The sequence below is a fragment of the Escherichia sp. HH26CH genome (genome assembly GCF_009820205.1).
Classification (GTDB): Bacteria; Pseudomonadota; Gammaproteobacteria; order Enterobacterales; family Enterobacteriaceae; genus Escherichia; species Escherichia coli_F.
In genome coordinates, this window is the sequence record NZ_VNXM01000039.1 from 1 (window position 1) to 15,849 (window position 15,849).

General features: G+C 50.0%; 16 protein-coding genes. 12 read left to right on the top strand and 4 right to left on the bottom strand.

The genetic code is table 11. The features are described 5' to 3' along the window. Positions 1-139: 139 nt before the first annotated feature. Together tig and bolA are read right to left on the bottom strand one after the other, a co-directional pair. On the bottom strand, positions 140-1,438 hold the full coding sequence (gene tig / locus FQ015_RS12870) for a trigger factor (protein ID WP_001198386.1): 1,299 nt from the start codon (positions 1,436-1,438) through the stop codon (positions 140-142). Between the two features lie 343 nt (positions 1,439-1,781). Next, entirely contained in the window at positions 1,782-2,099 is a 318-nt protein-coding gene (gene bolA, locus FQ015_RS12875) for a transcriptional regulator BolA (RefSeq protein WP_000973448.1), read from the bottom strand. A 304-nt stretch (positions 2,100-2,403) separates the two neighbouring features. On the opposite strand from bolA, the gene FQ015_RS12880 reads away from it, so the two are divergent. From FQ015_RS12880 to FQ015_RS12920, 9 genes are all read left to right on the top strand, one after another. Beyond that, positions 2,404-2,982 (top strand): lipoprotein, encoded by a 579-nt coding sequence (locus FQ015_RS12880; RefSeq protein WP_001295326.1) that lies wholly within the window; start codon positions 2,404-2,406, stop codon positions 2,980-2,982. 43 nt (positions 2,983-3,025) lie between these two features. Further along, entirely contained in the window at positions 3,026-4,501 is a 1,476-nt protein-coding gene (gene ampG, locus FQ015_RS12885; protein ID WP_160524132.1) for a muropeptide MFS transporter AmpG, read from the top strand. A gap of 459 nt (positions 4,502-4,960) precedes the next feature. Then, positions 4,961-5,908 carry a cytochrome o ubiquinol oxidase subunit II gene (gene cyoA, locus FQ015_RS12890; protein WP_001239441.1) on the top strand — a complete coding sequence of 316 codons (948 nt, stop codon included), beginning with the start codon at positions 4,961-4,963 and terminating at the stop codon, positions 5,906-5,908. A gap of 21 nt (positions 5,909-5,929) precedes the next feature. Beyond that, complete coding sequence (gene cyoB, locus FQ015_RS12895) at positions 5,930-7,921, top strand: cytochrome o ubiquinol oxidase subunit I (protein WP_000467180.1); 1,992 nt, start codon at positions 5,930-5,932, stop codon at positions 7,919-7,921. Then, the gene (locus tag FQ015_RS12900; protein WP_000179807.1) at positions 7,911-8,525 is read left to right on the top strand and encodes a cytochrome o ubiquinol oxidase subunit III; all 615 of its coding nucleotides are present in this window, start codon (positions 7,911-7,913) and stop codon (positions 8,523-8,525) included. The genes cyoB and FQ015_RS12900 overlap by 11 nt, the downstream gene beginning before the upstream one ends. Continuing rightward, positions 8,525-8,854, top strand: coding sequence for a cytochrome o ubiquinol oxidase subunit IV (locus tag FQ015_RS12905; protein ID WP_000019869.1), 330 nt, complete (start codon positions 8,525-8,527; stop codon positions 8,852-8,854). The genes FQ015_RS12900 and FQ015_RS12905 overlap by 1 nt, the downstream gene beginning before the upstream one ends. 11 nt (positions 8,855-8,865) lie before the next feature. Then, entirely contained in the window at positions 8,866-9,756 is an 891-nt protein-coding gene (gene cyoE, locus FQ015_RS12910; RefSeq protein ID WP_000971336.1) for a heme o synthase, read from the top strand. Positions 9,757-9,940: 184 nt separating this feature from the next. After that, positions 9,941-10,252 (top strand): type II toxin-antitoxin system TacA family antitoxin, encoded by a 312-nt coding sequence (locus FQ015_RS12915; RefSeq protein ID WP_001353405.1) that lies wholly within the window; start codon positions 9,941-9,943, stop codon positions 10,250-10,252. After that, positions 10,236-10,778, top strand: coding sequence for a GNAT family N-acetyltransferase (locus FQ015_RS12920; RefSeq protein WP_000227787.1), 543 nt, complete (start codon positions 10,236-10,238; stop codon positions 10,776-10,778). Before FQ015_RS12915 ends, FQ015_RS12920 begins: the two co-directional genes overlap by 17 nt. Before the next feature lie 55 nt (positions 10,779-10,833). On the opposite strand, the gene FQ015_RS12925 is transcribed toward FQ015_RS12920, so the two are convergent. Continuing rightward, a complete protein-coding gene (locus FQ015_RS12925; protein ID WP_039020793.1) occupies positions 10,834-11,769 on the bottom strand; it encodes a tetratricopeptide repeat protein in 936 nt (311 codons plus the stop codon). A gap of 416 nt (positions 11,770-12,185) precedes the next feature. Here FQ015_RS12925 and FQ015_RS12930 point away from each other — a divergent pair, with 416 nt between their 5' ends. Further along, complete coding sequence (locus FQ015_RS12930; RefSeq protein ID WP_160524133.1) at positions 12,186-13,550, top strand: MFS transporter; 1,365 nt, start codon at positions 12,186-12,188, stop codon at positions 13,548-13,550. A 127-nt stretch (positions 13,551-13,677) separates the two neighbouring features. On the opposite strand, the gene yajQ is transcribed toward FQ015_RS12930, so the two are convergent. Beyond that, positions 13,678-14,169, bottom strand: a complete 492-nt coding sequence (gene yajQ, locus FQ015_RS12935) for a nucleotide binding protein YajQ (protein WP_001138904.1) — start codon at positions 14,167-14,169, stop codon at positions 13,678-13,680. A gap of 167 nt (positions 14,170-14,336) precedes the next feature. Here yajQ and panE point away from each other — a divergent pair, with 167 nt between their 5' ends. Continuing rightward, on the top strand, positions 14,337-15,248 hold the full coding sequence (gene panE / locus FQ015_RS12940) for a 2-dehydropantoate 2-reductase (protein ID WP_000705835.1): 912 nt from the start codon (positions 14,337-14,339) through the stop codon (positions 15,246-15,248). Continuing rightward, positions 15,211-15,801, top strand: coding sequence for a protein deglycase YajL (gene yajL / locus FQ015_RS12945; protein ID WP_001276329.1), 591 nt, complete (start codon positions 15,211-15,213; stop codon positions 15,799-15,801). Before panE ends, yajL begins: the two co-directional genes overlap by 38 nt. Positions 15,802-15,849 lie beyond the last annotated feature (48 nt).

Here is a 15,849-nt window from a genome sequence, read left to right on the forward strand (position 1 = left end):
AAAGGGGTTTTAATAACTGGCTCAAAGCTGAAAGCTTTCCGGAACCCCCAGCCTAGCTGGGGGTTTTCTGTGCACAAAAAGGCCCACCACCTGGCGGTGATGGGCCTTTGTGCGAATTTAGCGCGTTATGCTGCGTAAATTACGCCTGCTGGTTCATCAGCTCGTTGAAAGTGGTTTCTTTTTCAGTCACTTTCGCTTTCGCCAGTACAGCTTCAACAGCCTGTTCTTCCAGAGCAACATTGCGCATGTTGTCCATCAGTTCTTTGTTTTTGCTGTAGAACTCGATAACTTCTTTCGGATCTTCGTACGCAGAAGCCATCTCTTCGATCAGGCCTTTAACGCGTTCTTCGTCAGCTTTCAGCTCGTTGGTGCGGATAACTTCGCCCAGCAGCAGGCCAACAACTACGCGGCGTTTAGCTTGTTCTTCGAACAGTTCGCGCGGCAGTTCCAGAGCCTGTTTTTCGTTACCGCCGAAACGCTGTGCAGCCTGGCGACGCAGAACGTCGATTTCGCTGTCGATCAGCGCAGCCGGTACGTCGATGTCGTTAGCTTTTACCAGACCTTCGATCGCCTGAGACTTAACGCGGTTACGGATGGCGCTCTTCAGCTCGCGCTCCATGTTTTTACGCACTTCAGCGCGCAGACCTTCTACGGAACCATCTTCAACGCCGAAACGTTTGATGAATTCTGCAGTCAGTTCCGGCAGTTCACGCTCTTCAACTTTCTTCAGGTTGATAGCGAATTTCGCTGCTTTACCTTTCAGGTTTTCTGCGTGGTACTCTTCCGGGAAGGTCACGTCGATGGTGAACTCTTCGCCAGCTTTGTGGCCTTTGATACCGTCTTCAAAGCCCGGGATCATACGACCCTGGCCCATCGCCAGTACGAAATCAGACGCTTTACCGCCTTCGAACTCTTCGCCGTCTACAGAACCGGTGAAGTCGATGGTTACGCGGTCTTCTGCTTCAACAGCGCCGTCTTTTTCTTTCCAGGTCGCCTGCTGTTTACGCAGAGTATCCAGCATGCCGTCAACGTCAGCGTCGGTCACTTCAACGATCGGTTTTTCAACTTCGATCGCTTCCAGACCCTGCAGTTCAACTTCCGGATAAACTTCAAACTCTACAGAGTAGGTGAAGTCTTCACCCAGCTTGTATTCGCCCGGAACATAAGTCGGTGCGCCAGCCGGATTGATTTTTTCTTTAATGATGGCGTCAATGAAGTTACGGCTCATCAGGTCACCCAGAACGTCCTGGCGTACAGACGCGCCATAACGCTGAGCAACGATATTCATTGGCACTTTGCCTTTGCGGAAGCCGTCAATACGTACTTTTTTCGCAACGTTGACCAGCTCGCTTTTAACAGCGGTCTCGATGCTGTCAGCAGCGATAGTAATCGTTACACGGCGGCCAAGGCCTTGAGTGGTTTCAACTGAAACTTGCATCTTGTTACCTCAAAAAATCACAGTGCTCGGTCAACTCTTACCCCGCAAGCACAGGTTGTTGGCTTCGCGGAACCGGGATGTTCTTATAATCAATCACATTCCCTGTTACCAGAATCATCCCGAAAGCATTCAAATAGGACGCGGCATTATAGCGGCATCACTTTTATGAGTCGAGAACGGTTATTGCGCGCTGTCGCGTATTTTTTCACAATTCCCGGGCAATTTTCGTCTGAATGCTGGGCAAAAAGCGCAAAATCCAGACAAAACAAAACGGCCCGCAGGCCGTTTTTCATAAAATCTTTAGCAACATACTGGAAAAGCGCCGACAGTTGCAAATGCGTTTTTACGCGATGCTTCCTGCTCCACGACAGGGAGGAGAGGCAAAGACGGTGTCCTGCAACCCTTCCCACTCCTTAATAGTGTAAGTATGCAGAGCCAGCGCATGAACGGTAGTAGAGAGTTCCTCCGCTAAAGTACTGTAAATCATTCGATGACGATTCAGAAAACGTTCACCCGTAAAACGATCGCTGACCAGCACAACTTTAAAATGGCTTTCAGAGCCGGCTGGGACATTGTGACGATAGCTTTCATCCACTACTTCGAGGAATACGGGTTGGAACGCCGCCCTTAATTTTTCTTCTATCCGCTCACGTATCATCATGAAATATCTCCTCCGACAACGCTGAGATGTCATCCATCCCTTTAAATACTAGCCGCTTTTACCGTTTCCATTGCAGCTTAACAACAAATATTTAGGTTTCGTCCTGGTTTTTCCGTCAAGCGTATGAAGTTTACTGATTTAAAGATTGAAACACAGACCTCGCATCAGCGTTTCTTTTACCAGGGGCGATTATTTCGTCAACATGATGAATTTACATGCCTTACCCACTTCCCCTCGCCGTTGGCAATGTTATGATGGCGGGAATTTTTACCAAACACGCTTAAGAGTCTCTGAGAGCCCGAACATGTTCAAAAAAATCCTCTTCCCGTTAGTTGCTCTGTTTATGCTTGCAGGATGCGCAAAACCGCCAACAACTATTGAAGTTTCACCGACGATAACACTGCCACAGCAGGATCCAAGCCTGATGGGCGTCACCGTAAGCATTAATGGTGCCGATCAGCGTACCGATCAGGCGCTGGCAAAAGTTACCCGCGATAATCAAATCGTTACCCTGACCGCCTCCCGCGATCTGCGTTTCCTGCTGCAAGAAGTGCTGGAAAAACAGATGACCGCGCGTGGTTACATGGTTGGTCCGAATGGCCCGGTTAATCTGCAAATCATCGTTAGCCAACTGTATGCTGACGTGTCCCAGGGCAACGTGCGCTATAACATCGCCACCAAAGCGGATATCGCTATCATCGCTACCGCGCAGAATGGCAACAAAATGACCAAAAACTATCGTGCCAGCTACAACGTTGAAGGTGCGTTCCAGGCCTCCAACAAAAATATCGCCGATGCGGTTAACAGTGTGCTGACCGATACCATCGCTGATATGTCTCAGGACACCAGCATCCACGAATTCATCAAGCAGAACGCGCGTTAATTTCTGCCCTCTGGCCCGGTGCAAGCCGGGCCTGTAGACGCCCATGTCCAGTCAATATTTACGTATTTTTCAACAGCCACGTTCAGCCATATTGCTGATTCTGGGTTTTGCTTCCGGGCTACCGCTCGCCCTGACATCCGGCACCTTACAGGCCTGGATGACGGTCGAGAATATCGATCTTAAAACCATTGGTTTCTTCTCTCTGGTAGGCCAGGCTTACGTTTTTAAATTCCTCTGGTCACCGCTGATGGACCGCTACACGCCCCCATTTTTCGGGCGGCGGCGCGGTTGGCTGCTCGCCACGCAAATCCTGTTATTAGTCGCCATTGCGGCGATGGGTTTTCTCGAACCAGGCACCCAGCTCCGCTGGATGGCGGCACTGGCGGTGGTGATCGCTTTTTGCTCTGCCTCCCAGGATATTGTCTTCGATGCGTGGAAAACCGATGTGCTCCCGGCAGAAGAGCGTGGTGCGGGCGCGGCAATCAGCGTGCTGGGTTACCGTTTAGGGATGCTGGTTTCCGGCGGCTTAGCCCTGTGGCTGGCAGATAAATGGCTGGGCTGGCAGGGCATGTACTGGTTGATGGCGGCGCTGTTGATCCCCTGTATTATCGCGACGTTACTTGCACCAGAACCAACCGACACCGTTCCTGTGCCCAAAACGCTGGAACAAGCGGTTGTTGCACCTCTGCGTGATTTCTTTGGTCGCAATAATGCATGGCTTATTTTGCTTCTTATCGTGCTGTATAAGCTGGGCGACGCATTCGCCATGAGCCTGACAACCACGTTTTTGATTCGCGGCGTCGGGTTTGATGCAGGTGAAGTAGGCGTGGTTAACAAAACGCTTGGCTTACTGGCGACCATTGTTGGCGCATTGTACGGTGGGATTTTGATGCAGCGCCTGTCACTGTTCCGGGCGCTGCTGATTTTCGGTATTTTACAAGGTGCATCTAACGCCGGTTACTGGCTGCTGTCGATTACTGATAAGCATCTCTACAGCATGGGCGCAGCCGTCTTTTTCGAAAACCTCTGTGGCGGGATGGGTACATCAGCCTTTGTCGCGCTGTTAATGACGCTGTGTAATAAGTCATTTTCCGCTACTCAATTTGCCCTGCTCTCAGCGCTTTCTGCTGTAGGGCGAGTTTATGTCGGCCCCGTGGCAGGTTGGTTTGTTGAATCACACGGTTGGTCGACGTTCTATCTTTTTTCCGTCGCCGCCGCCGTACCAGGGCTTATTTTATTGCTGGTTTGCCGCCAGACGCTTGAATATACACGGGTAAATGACAACTTTATCTCCCGCACCGAATATCCGGCAGGTTATGCCTTTGCCATGTGGACATTGGCGGCGGGCGTCAGCCTGTTGGCCGTGTGGTTACTGCTGTTGACGATGGACGCGCTGGATTTGACGCACTTCTCTTTCCTGCCTGCGCTGTTGGAAGTCGGGGTTTTAGTCGCCCTTTCTGGCGTCGTGCTTGGTGGTTTACTGGATTATCTGGCGCTACGAAAAACGCATCTGACGTAATCTGTAAATATTATTTAGCCGTAGTAATCACTCGCCGTAATTATTACGGCTAAATAAACATCAGCATCGCTTATTAATATTTGTTCTTTTGTGCGGCTTAGCGTCTGGAAATTATTGACGCCATTTATGAATTCTATTTTTCTTACACGATTCAGCTAATGAGTCTTTATTTTCTCACTACCCAGTTGTCACCTTAATGATAATTATTTGTTAAATAATTGTTTTATTTTGTATTGGTTATACCAATTGCCCGCCCAAACTCTTTCTGCACTCCCCTTTCGTTATAACGCCCTTTTGCAACAGCTTCTTAAAATCAACTTGATATGTTTTGCAACATATGTGACCTGACAGCCAAATCCAAGTAACAGGAATTTAATCATGTTTACAGTAATGTAACCTTCCCGTAAAATGCCCACACACTTTAAACGCCACCAGATCCCGTGGAATTGAGGTCGTTAAATGAGACTCAGGAAATACAATAAAAGTTTGGGATGGTTGTCATTATTTGCAGGCACTGTATTGCTCAGTGGCTGTAATTCTGCGCTGTTAGATCCCAAAGGACAGATTGGTCTGGAGCAACGTTCACTGATACTGACGGCATTTGGCCTGATGTTGATTGTCGTTATTCCCGCAATCTTGATGGCTGTTGGTTTCGCCTGGAAGTACCGTGCGAGCAATAAAGATGCTAAGTACAGCCCGAACTGGTCACACTCCAATAAAGTGGAAGCTGTGGTCTGGACGGTACCTATCTTAATCATCATCTTCCTTGCGGTACTGACCTGGAAAACCACTCACGCTCTTGAGCCTAGCAAGCCGCTGGCACACGACGAGAAGCCCATTACCATCGAAGTGGTTTCCATGGACTGGAAATGGTTCTTCATCTACCCGGAACAGGGCATTGCTACCGTGAATGAAATCGCTTTCCCGGCGAACACTCCGGTGTACTTCAAAGTGACCTCCAACTCCGTGATGAACTCCTTCTTCATTCCGCGTCTGGGTAGCCAGATTTATGCCATGGCCGGTATGCAGACTCGCCTGCATCTGATCGCCAACGAACCCGGCACTTATGACGGTATCTCCGCCAGCTACAGCGGCCCGGGCTTCTCAGGCATGAAGTTCAAAGCTATTGCAACACCGGATCGCGCCGAATTCGACCAGTGGGTCGCAAAAGCGAAACAGTCGCCGAACACCATGTCTGACATGGCAGCGTTCGAAAAACTGGCCGCGCCTAGCGAATACAACCAGGTGGAATATTTCTCCAACGTGAAACCAGACTTGTTTGCCGATGTGATTAACAAGTTTATGGCTCACGGTAAGAGCATGGACATGACCCAGCCAGAAGGTGAGCACAGCGCACATGAAGGTATGGAAGGCATGGACATGAGCCACGCGGAATCCGCCCATTAAAGGGGTTGAGGAAGAATAAAGATGTTCGGAAAATTATCACTTGATGCAGTCCCGTTCCATGAACCTATCGTCATGGTTACGATCGCTGGCATTATTTTGGGAGGTCTGGCGCTCGTTGGCCTGATCACTTACTTCGGTAAGTGGACCTACCTGTGGAAAGAGTGGCTGACCTCCGTTGACCATAAACGCCTCGGTATCATGTATATCATCGTGGCGATTGTGATGTTGCTGCGTGGTTTTGCTGACGCCATTATGATGCGTAGCCAGCAGGCCCTTGCCTCTGCGGGCGAAGCGGGCTTCCTGCCACCTCACCACTACGATCAGATCTTCACCGCGCACGGCGTGATTATGATCTTCTTCGTGGCGATGCCTTTCGTTATCGGTCTGATGAACCTGGTGGTTCCGCTGCAGATCGGCGCGCGTGATGTTGCGTTCCCGTTCCTCAACAACCTAAGCTTCTGGTTTACCGTTGTTGGTGTGATTCTGGTTAACGTTTCTCTCGGCGTGGGCGAATTTGCGCAGACCGGCTGGCTGGCCTATCCACCGCTATCGGGAATAGAGTACAGTCCGGGAGTCGGTGTCGATTACTGGATATGGAGTCTCCAGCTATCCGGTATAGGTACGACGCTTACCGGTATCAACTTCTTCGTTACCATTCTGAAGATGCGCGCACCGGGCATGACCATGTTCAAGATGCCAGTATTTACCTGGGCATCTCTGTGCGCGAACGTACTGATTATTGCTTCCTTCCCAATTCTGACGGTTACCGTCGCGTTGTTGACCCTGGATCGCTATCTGGGCACCCATTTCTTTACCAACGATATGGGTGGCAACATGATGATGTACATCAACCTGATTTGGGCCTGGGGCCACCCGGAAGTTTACATCCTGATCCTGCCTGTTTTCGGTGTGTTCTCCGAAATTGCGGCAACCTTCTCGCGTAAACGTCTGTTTGGTTATACCTCGCTGGTATGGGCAACCGTCTGTATCACCGTGCTGTCGTTCATCGTCTGGCTGCACCACTTCTTTACGATGGGTGCGGGCGCGAACGTAAACGCCTTCTTTGGTATCACCACGATGATTATCGCCATCCCGACCGGGGTGAAGATCTTCAACTGGCTGTTCACCATGTATCAGGGCCGCATCGTGTTCCATTCTGCGATGCTGTGGACCATCGGTTTTATCGTCACCTTCTCGGTGGGCGGTATGACAGGCGTGCTGCTGGCAGTGCCGGGCGCGGACTTCGTTCTGCATAACAGCCTGTTCCTGATAGCACACTTCCATAACGTGATCATCGGCGGCGTGGTGTTCGGCTGCTTCGCAGGGATGACCTACTGGTGGCCTAAAGCGTTCGGTTTCAAACTGAACGAAACCTGGGGTAAACGCGCGTTCTGGTTCTGGATCATCGGCTTCTTCGTTGCCTTTATGCCGCTGTATGCGCTGGGCTTCATGGGTATGACCCGTCGTTTGAGCCAGCAGATTGACCCGCAGTTCCACACCATGCTGATGATTGCCGCCAGCGGTGCAGTACTGATTGCGCTGGGTATTCTCTGCCTCGTTATTCAGATGTACGTTTCTATTCGCGACCGCGACCAGAACCGTGACCTGACCGGCGACCCGTGGGGTGGCCGTACGCTGGAGTGGGCAACCTCTTCTCCGCCTCCGTTCTATAACTTTGCCGTTGTGCCGCACGTTCACGAGCGTGATGCATTCTGGGAAATGAAAGAGAAAGGCGAAGCGTACAAAAAGCCTGACCACTATGAAGAAATTCATATGCCGAAAAACAGCGGTGCCGGTATCGTCATTGCGGCTTTCTCCACCATCTTCGGTTTCGCCATGATCTGGCATATCTGGTGGCTGGCGATTGTTGGCTTCGCAGGCATGATCATCACCTGGATCGTGAAAAGCTTCGACGAGGACGTGGATTACTACGTGCCGGTGGCAGAAATCGAAAAACTGGAAAACCAGCATTTCGATGAGATTACTAAGGCAGGGCTGAAAAATGGCAACTGATACTTTGACGCACGCGACTGCCCACGCGCACGAACACGGGCACCACGATGCAGGCGGAAACAAAATCTTCGGATTTTGGATCTACCTGATGAGCGACTGCATTCTGTTCTCTATCTTGTTTGCTACCTATGCCGTTCTGGTGAACGGCACCGCAGGTGGCCCGACAGGTAAGGACATTTTCGAACTGCCGTTCGTTCTGGTTGAAACTTTCTTGCTGTTGTTCAGCTCCATCACCTACGGCATGGCGGCTATCGCCATGTACAAAAACAACAAAAGCCAGGTTATCTCCTGGCTGGCGTTGACCTGGTTATTTGGTGCCGGATTTATCGGGATGGAAATCTATGAATTCCATCACCTGATTGTTAACGGCATGGGCCCGGATCGCAGCGGCTTCCTGTCAGCGTTCTTTGCGCTGGTCGGCACGCACGGTCTTCACGTCACTTCCGGTCTTATCTGGATGGCGGTGCTGATGGTGCAAATCGCCCGTCGCGGCCTGACCAGCACTAACCGTACCCGCATCATGTGTCTGAGCCTGTTCTGGCACTTCCTGGATGTGGTTTGGATCTGTGTGTTCACTGTTGTTTATCTGATGGGGGCGATGTAATGAGTCATTCTACCGATCACAGCGGCGCGTCCCATGGCAGCGTAAAAACCTACATGACAGGTTTTATCCTGTCGATCATTCTGACGGTGATTCCGTTCTGGATGGTGATGACAGGGGCTGCCTCTCCGGCCGTAATTCTGGGAACAATCCTGGCAATGGCAGTGGTACAGGTTCTGGTGCATCTGGTGTGCTTCCTGCACATGAATACCAAATCAGATGAAGGCTGGAACATGACGGCGTTTGTCTTCACCGTGCTAATCATCGCTATCCTGGTTGTCGGCTCCATCTGGATTATGTGGAACCTCAACTACAACATGATGATGCACTAAGAGCGGCGGTTATGATGTTTAAGCAATACCTGCAAGTAACGAAACCAGGCATCATCTTTGGCAACCTGATCTCGGTGATTGGGGGATTCTTGCTGGCCTCAAAGGGCAGCATTGATTATCCCCTGTTTATCTACACGCTGGTTGGGGTGTCACTGGTTGTGGCGTCGGGTTGTGTGTTTAACAACTACATCGACAGGGATATCGACAGAAAGATGGAAAGGACGAAGAATCGGGTGCTGGTTAAGGGCCTGATCTCTCCTGCTGTCTCGCTGGTGTACGCCACCTTGCTGGGTATTGCTGGCTTTATGCTGCTGTGGTTTGGCGCGAATCCGCTGGCCTGCTGGCTGGGGGTGATGGGCTTTGTGGTTTATGTCGGCGTCTACAGCCTGTACATGAAACGCCACTCGGTCTACGGCACGTTGATTGGTTCGCTCTCCGGCGCAGCGCCGCCGGTGATTGGCTACTGTGCAGTGACAGGCGAGTTCGATAGCGGCGCAGCAATCCTGTTGGCTATCTTCAGCCTGTGGCAGATGCCTCACTCTTATGCCATCGCCATTTTCCGCTTTAAGGATTATCAGGCGGCAAACATTCCGGTACTGCCGGTGGTGAAAGGCATTTCGGTAGCGAAAAACCACATCACGCTGTATATCATCGCCTTTGCTGTTGCCACGCTGATGCTCTCTCTTGGCGGTTACGCTGGATATAAATATCTGGTGGTCGCCGCGGCGGTTAGCGTCTGGTGGTTAGGCATGGCCCTGCGCGGTTATAAAGTTGCTGATGATCGAATCTGGGCACGCAAGCTGTTCGGCTTCTCTATCATCGCCATCACTGCCCTCTCGGTAATGATGTCCGTTGATTTTATGGTGCCGGACTCGCATACGCTGCTGGCTGCTGTGTGGTAACACAACCTCTCTATAAAAAAGGTGCTACGGCACCTTTTTTATTGTCTGAGAACAGAGATACGGCTAATAACCGTATCTCTTGACAGAGTGAGCATATGCACATAAATTAATCATACGGTTGATAGCCGTATTATGCATGAGATCGACTCCCTACGATTTCATTCAGTTAATCAAAGAGGTCATAATGCCTGGAAAAACAGTCGCTCTACCCGATATCGATAAAACGCTGAAAAATGCGCGGGTTGAACTCAAAACCAGTCCCGACGCCAAAAACAAACTTCGTGAAGCTGCGCAAGCCGTTGGGGTAGATTTAAGCGCTTTTATTTTGAGCGCAGCTATGGAACGCGCCGAAAGTGTGCTTGATAACCAACGTCGCCGTGAGCTTTCGAATCAAAGCTGGGAACTGATGAACCAACTCATCGCTGAACCTGCTCAACCGACGCTCGCCCTCAAGGCGTTAATGAAAAGGAAAAACAGCGATGGTCGACAAGCATGAAGAGATTACTCTGCCCATAGTCCTCTCCTGTAATTATCAGTCTGATATTACTTATCCTGGGCAAAAACAGTTTGATTGCGGTAACCCTGTTATCGATAAATTTGTACGCGCATCGCTAAAGAAAAGTGTGCGTAATAGCGACTGTGCTGCTAAAGCACTTATTGACAGACAAAGTGGTGAACTGATTGGCATCTGTACTTTTACGGCATATTCGCTGGAAAAACAACGCGTTTCTGGCGTCCTTCAGGGTTCACAACCTTCAGAGATTGGTGTTGTCAGATTAGTCATGTTAGGGGTAGCGCGGAAATATCAAAAGCGGGGCTTTGGTCAGGACCTACTATGTGATTTTTTTGAACATGTAAAAATAATTCACCGGGCATTACCAATTAAAGGGGTTTATCTTGATGCTGACCCTGCCGCCATTAACTTTTATACTCGTCTCGGCTTTGTTCAGCTTTCAGCGAGGCCCAATGTTTTCGGTGCTGTACCGATGTTTTTAGCGATTCAGCATATTCTCGCGGCTTAGATTATTATCGCCTCCGGCCATGGCAAGTTTTGCCTCAGCCGGGGACTGAGCAGCGTTACCACTTTTGTTCAATTGCCCCCGCTTTCATCAGGTCCACATCCTTGCCTTTAATGGTTGCCGTTGCGGCAACGATTGTGGTCCTTATAGCTGCACAAGATTTTCGTTCAAATTCCGGTTTATAAAGAATAAGCAACGAATTACTGGTAAATGAATCAAGCCGGTAATCTGTAAAGTTAATATCCAGTCGGTTTAAGCCGAAAGGTGCAAAGCCGACCGTTTGAATAGTTTCCTTACCTGACGGACTCTTGATGTTGTACGTAACACGAAGATTGGCCACTTCGCCTAAATTATTGGTTTTGGCAAAGAGGCTATCCATGCAGGAAAAACCTTTATCTAAAAAATTATCCCGCATTCCAGAACGGGTAATCGTGATCACAGGTAACGTATCGTCAACCGTTTTTCTGTCAATCATATCTTTTCGACAGGCGGCCATAAAGTCTTCCGGACCAGCATAAATGTGAACACCCTTATCAAGATATTCTTTCGCTTTACTACAATCCACCTCGACATACTGACCATTGGCGTACATCATGCCCAACCTGGACCATGCTAAATTCACACCGCGTTGCGTAGCCTGATTAAATAACGCATACGCTTTGGCATAATCCACCCGCACCTGTTCACCTTCGTAGTAGATATCCCCCAGCGCTAACGGAGCTTCTTCATCACCTTGTTTAGCGGCTAACTCGAACCATTTAATGGCTTCCTGAACGTTGGGTTTGGTATCGTAGCGGGGCTGATAATATTCCCAGCCTAACAGGCTTTGCGCGTCGACATCCCCCGACTCAGCCATTTTATGCAGTGTCCTTATCACATCGGGGGCAGGCTTTTCACTGTATATGCTGTCATACAATTCATGCGCTTTCTCGCTTGCCAGTGAACCTTGTGAGGCAATTAATAAAATAGCCAATAAACTCTTTTCATTTAACATAAATAACCTTTATGCATCCATCACTATATTTTTCAATATACCTAACCACCAAACATCCACTTCATGAATAAATACACAGCCATAACAACCTCAGGTAATAAGTAAACATTTAAGCTGAAGCAGAATAACCAGCACCTCCAACACCTCTATTTATTGCGATAAAATAACACCATCCTTTAATAAAAAATCACACGCTCATCAACAAATCCGAAAATAATATCATTCGTGGCAGGATAAAATCAGGTGAGCTTTTCATTTGTTATATTTAACACACAAAGTATTAATGGCAAGAATACGAGAGAAGCGCATGCCTGACGTAAAAATCACGCTCTTATGTAATATTTACTCATTAACACTCTGTTTACCCAACATGCGCTCCGCACTACACTATGTGGGCAATTTTTTAAGAGGTGGTAATGAACGATTATAAAATGACGCCAGGTGAGCGGCGCGCGACCTGGGGTTTAGGGACCGTATTTTCATTGCGCATGCTGGGCATGTTTATGGTACTGCCGGTTCTAACTACGTACGGTATGGCACTGCAAGGTGCCAGTGAAGCATTAATCGGTATTGCCATTGGTATTTATGGCCTGACTCAGGCCGTTTTTCAGATTCCGTTTGGCCTGCTCTCAGACCGTATTGGTCGCAAACCATTAATTGTCGGCGGGCTGGCGGTGTTTGCTGCCGGTAGTGTTATCGCTGCGCTTTCCGACTCAATCTGGGGAATTATTCTGGGCCGGGCGTTACAAGGTTCTGGAGCGATTGCCGCTGCCGTTATGGCGCTACTTTCTGATCTCACGCGCGAACAAAACCGTACCAAAGCGATGGCGTTTATCGGCGTGAGTTTTGGTATTACCTTCGCCATTGCGATGGTACTTGGCCCTATCATCACTCACAAACTTGGACTGCACGCGCTGTTCTGGATGATCGCTATTCTGGCAACAACCGGCATTGCGTTGACCATTTGGGTGGTGCCCAACAGCAGCACGCACGTACTTAATCGTGAGTCCGGAATGGTGAAAGGCAGTTTCAGCAAAGTGCTGGCAGAACCGCGACTGCTGAAACTCAACTTCGGCATTATGTGTCTGCACATGCTGCTGATGTCGACGTTTGTTGCCCTGCCCGGACAGTTGGCTGATGCAGGGTTCCCGGCGGCTGAACACTGGAAGGTCTATCTGGCGACGATGTTAATCGCCTTTGGCTCGGTTGTGCCTTTCATTATCTACGCGGAAGTTAAGCGCAAAATGAAGCAAGTCTTTGTCTTCTGCGTCGGGCTGATCGTGGTTGCGGAAATTGTGTTGTGGAACGCACAAACGCAGTTCTGGCAACTGGTGGTTGGAGTGCAGCTTTTCTTTGTGGCGTTTAATTTGATGGAAGCCCTCCTCCCCTCGCTTATCAGTAAAGAGTCGCCAGCCGGTTACAAAGGCACGGCGATGGGCGTTTACTCCACCAGCCAGTTTCTTGGTGTGGCCATTGGCGGTTCGCTGGGTGGCTGGATTGACGGCATGTTTGACGGTCAGGGCGTATTTCTCGCTGGCGCAATGCTGGCCGCAGTGTGGCTGGCAGTCGCCAGTACCATGAAAGAACCTCCGTATGTCAGCAGTTTGCGCATTGAAATCCCATCGGACATTGCCACAAACGAGACGTTAAAAGTGCGTTTGATGGAAACTGCGGGTGTCAAAGAAGTGTTGATTGCAGAAGAAGAACATTCAGCTTATGTGAAAATCGACAGCAAAGTGACGAATCGCTTTGAGGTTGAACAGGCAATTCGTCAGGCATAAAAAACGAGGCGAATTGCCTGTTGCGCTACGCTTTTCAGGCCTACAAAGTTCCTGAGTGACAAATCTTTGTAGGCCGAATCAGGCGTTCATGCCGCATCTGACATGAACAAAGCGCAGGTTGTCGCGATTAATCGCGGAAGTTTTTGAACTGGAACGGCTGACCCAGATCGCCACCACGTACCATCGCCATGACAGCCTGCAAATCATCACGAGATTTGCCCGTCACACGGATCTCATCGCCCTGAATTTGCGCCTGCACTTTCAGTTTGCTGTCTTTGATCATCTTGACGATTTTCTTCTGGGTCGCGCTTTCAATGCCCTGTTTCAGTTTCGCTTCCACAAACCAGGTTTTACCGCTATGAACGATATTTTCCGGTACATCCAGCGAACTGCCTTCAATGCCGCGCTTCAGCAGCTTGGCACGCAGAATATCCAGCAACTGATTGACCTGGAAGTCGGACTCGCTCAACACTTTGATGGTTTTGCTGGCGTCGTTCAGCTCAAATGAGGCTTCAACGTTACGGAAGTCAAAACGGGACTCCACTTCGCGGCTCGCGTTATCGACCGCGTTTCGTGCTTCCTGAAGATCAACTTCAGAGACAATATCGAAAGATGGCATCTTTTCCTCTCCCTTCATTTTTGATGCGAAGCATAATACCTGCAAAGTTAAATAACCGACAGTCCTGCACCAGGACGTATCCCTTAATTGTGCATAGTCGCAACAGCATGCACAATTAAGGGATAGCCTTATTGAACACCCGGAGTGGTTGCGGGTGAGGAGGAACAATGAAAATTACCGTATTGGGATGCGGTGCCTTAGGGCAATTATGGCTTACAGCACTTTGCAAACAGGGTCACGACGTTCAGGGCTGGCTGCGCGTACCGCAACCTTATTGTAGCGTGAATCTGGTTGAAACCGACGGTTCGATATTTAATGAGTCTCTGACCGCCAACGATCCCGATTTTCTCGCCACCAGCGATCTGCTCCTGGTGACGCTGAAAGCATGGCAGGTTTCCGATGCCGTCAAAAGCCTCGCGTCCACACTGCCTGTAACCACGCCAATACTGTTAATTCACAACGGCATGGGCACCATCGAAGAGTTGCAAAACATTCAGCAGCCATTACTGATGGGCACCACCACTCATGCCGCCCGCCGCGACGGCAATGTCATTATTCATGTGGCAAACGGTATCACGCATATTGGCCCGGCACGGCAACAGGATGGCGATTACAGTTATCTGGCGGATATTTTGCAAACCGTGTTACCTGACGTCGCGTGGCATAACAATATTCGCGCCGAGCTGTGGCGCAAGCTGGCAGTCAACTGTGTGATTAATCCACTGACCGCCATCTGGAATTGCCCGAATGGTGAATTACGTCATCATCCGCAAGACATTATGCAGATATGCGAAGAAGTCGCGGCGGTGATCGAACGCGAAGGGCATCATACTTCAGCGGAAGATTTGCGTGATTATGTTATGCAGGTGATTGATGCAACGGCGGAAAACATTTCGTCGATGTTGCAGGATATCCGCGCGCTGCGCCACACCGAAATCGACTATATCACTGGTTTTCTCTTACGCCGCGCTCGCGCGCATGGGATTGCCGTACCGGAAAACACCCGCCTGTTTGAAATGGTAAAAAGAAAGGAGAGTGAATATGAGCGCATCGGCACTGGTTTGCCTCGCCCCTGGTAGTGAAGAGACTGAAGCCGTCACCACTATCGATCTGCTGGTTCGCGGCGGTATCAACGTCACCACTGCCAGCGTCGCCAGCGATGGTAACCTGGCAATTACCTGCTCACGCGGCGTGAAGCTGCTGGCGGATGCGCCGCTGGTCGAAGTAGCTGATGGCGAATATGACGTGATCGTGCTGCCTGGTGGCATTAAAGGCGCGGAGTGTTTTCGTGATAGCACCCTGCTGGTTGAAACCGTGAAACAGTTCCACCGTTCCGGGCGTATCGTCGCGGCTATTTGCGCCGCGCCAGCCACCGTGCTGGTGCCTCATGATATCTTCCCGATTGGCAATATGACCGGCTTCCCGACGTTGAAAGACAAAATTCCCGCTGAACAATGGCAGGACAAGCGCGTCGTCTGGGATGCTCGGGTAAAATTGCTGACCAGTCAGGGGCCAGGTACGGCTATTGATTTTGGTCTGAAAATTATCGACCTGTTGGTTGGGCGTGAAAAAGCCCATGAGGTGGCATCACAACTGGTGATGGCGGCAGGGATTTATAATTATTACGAGTAGTGTCGGATGCAGTAAACGTCGCATCTGACCAGATGCGACGTAAAAACC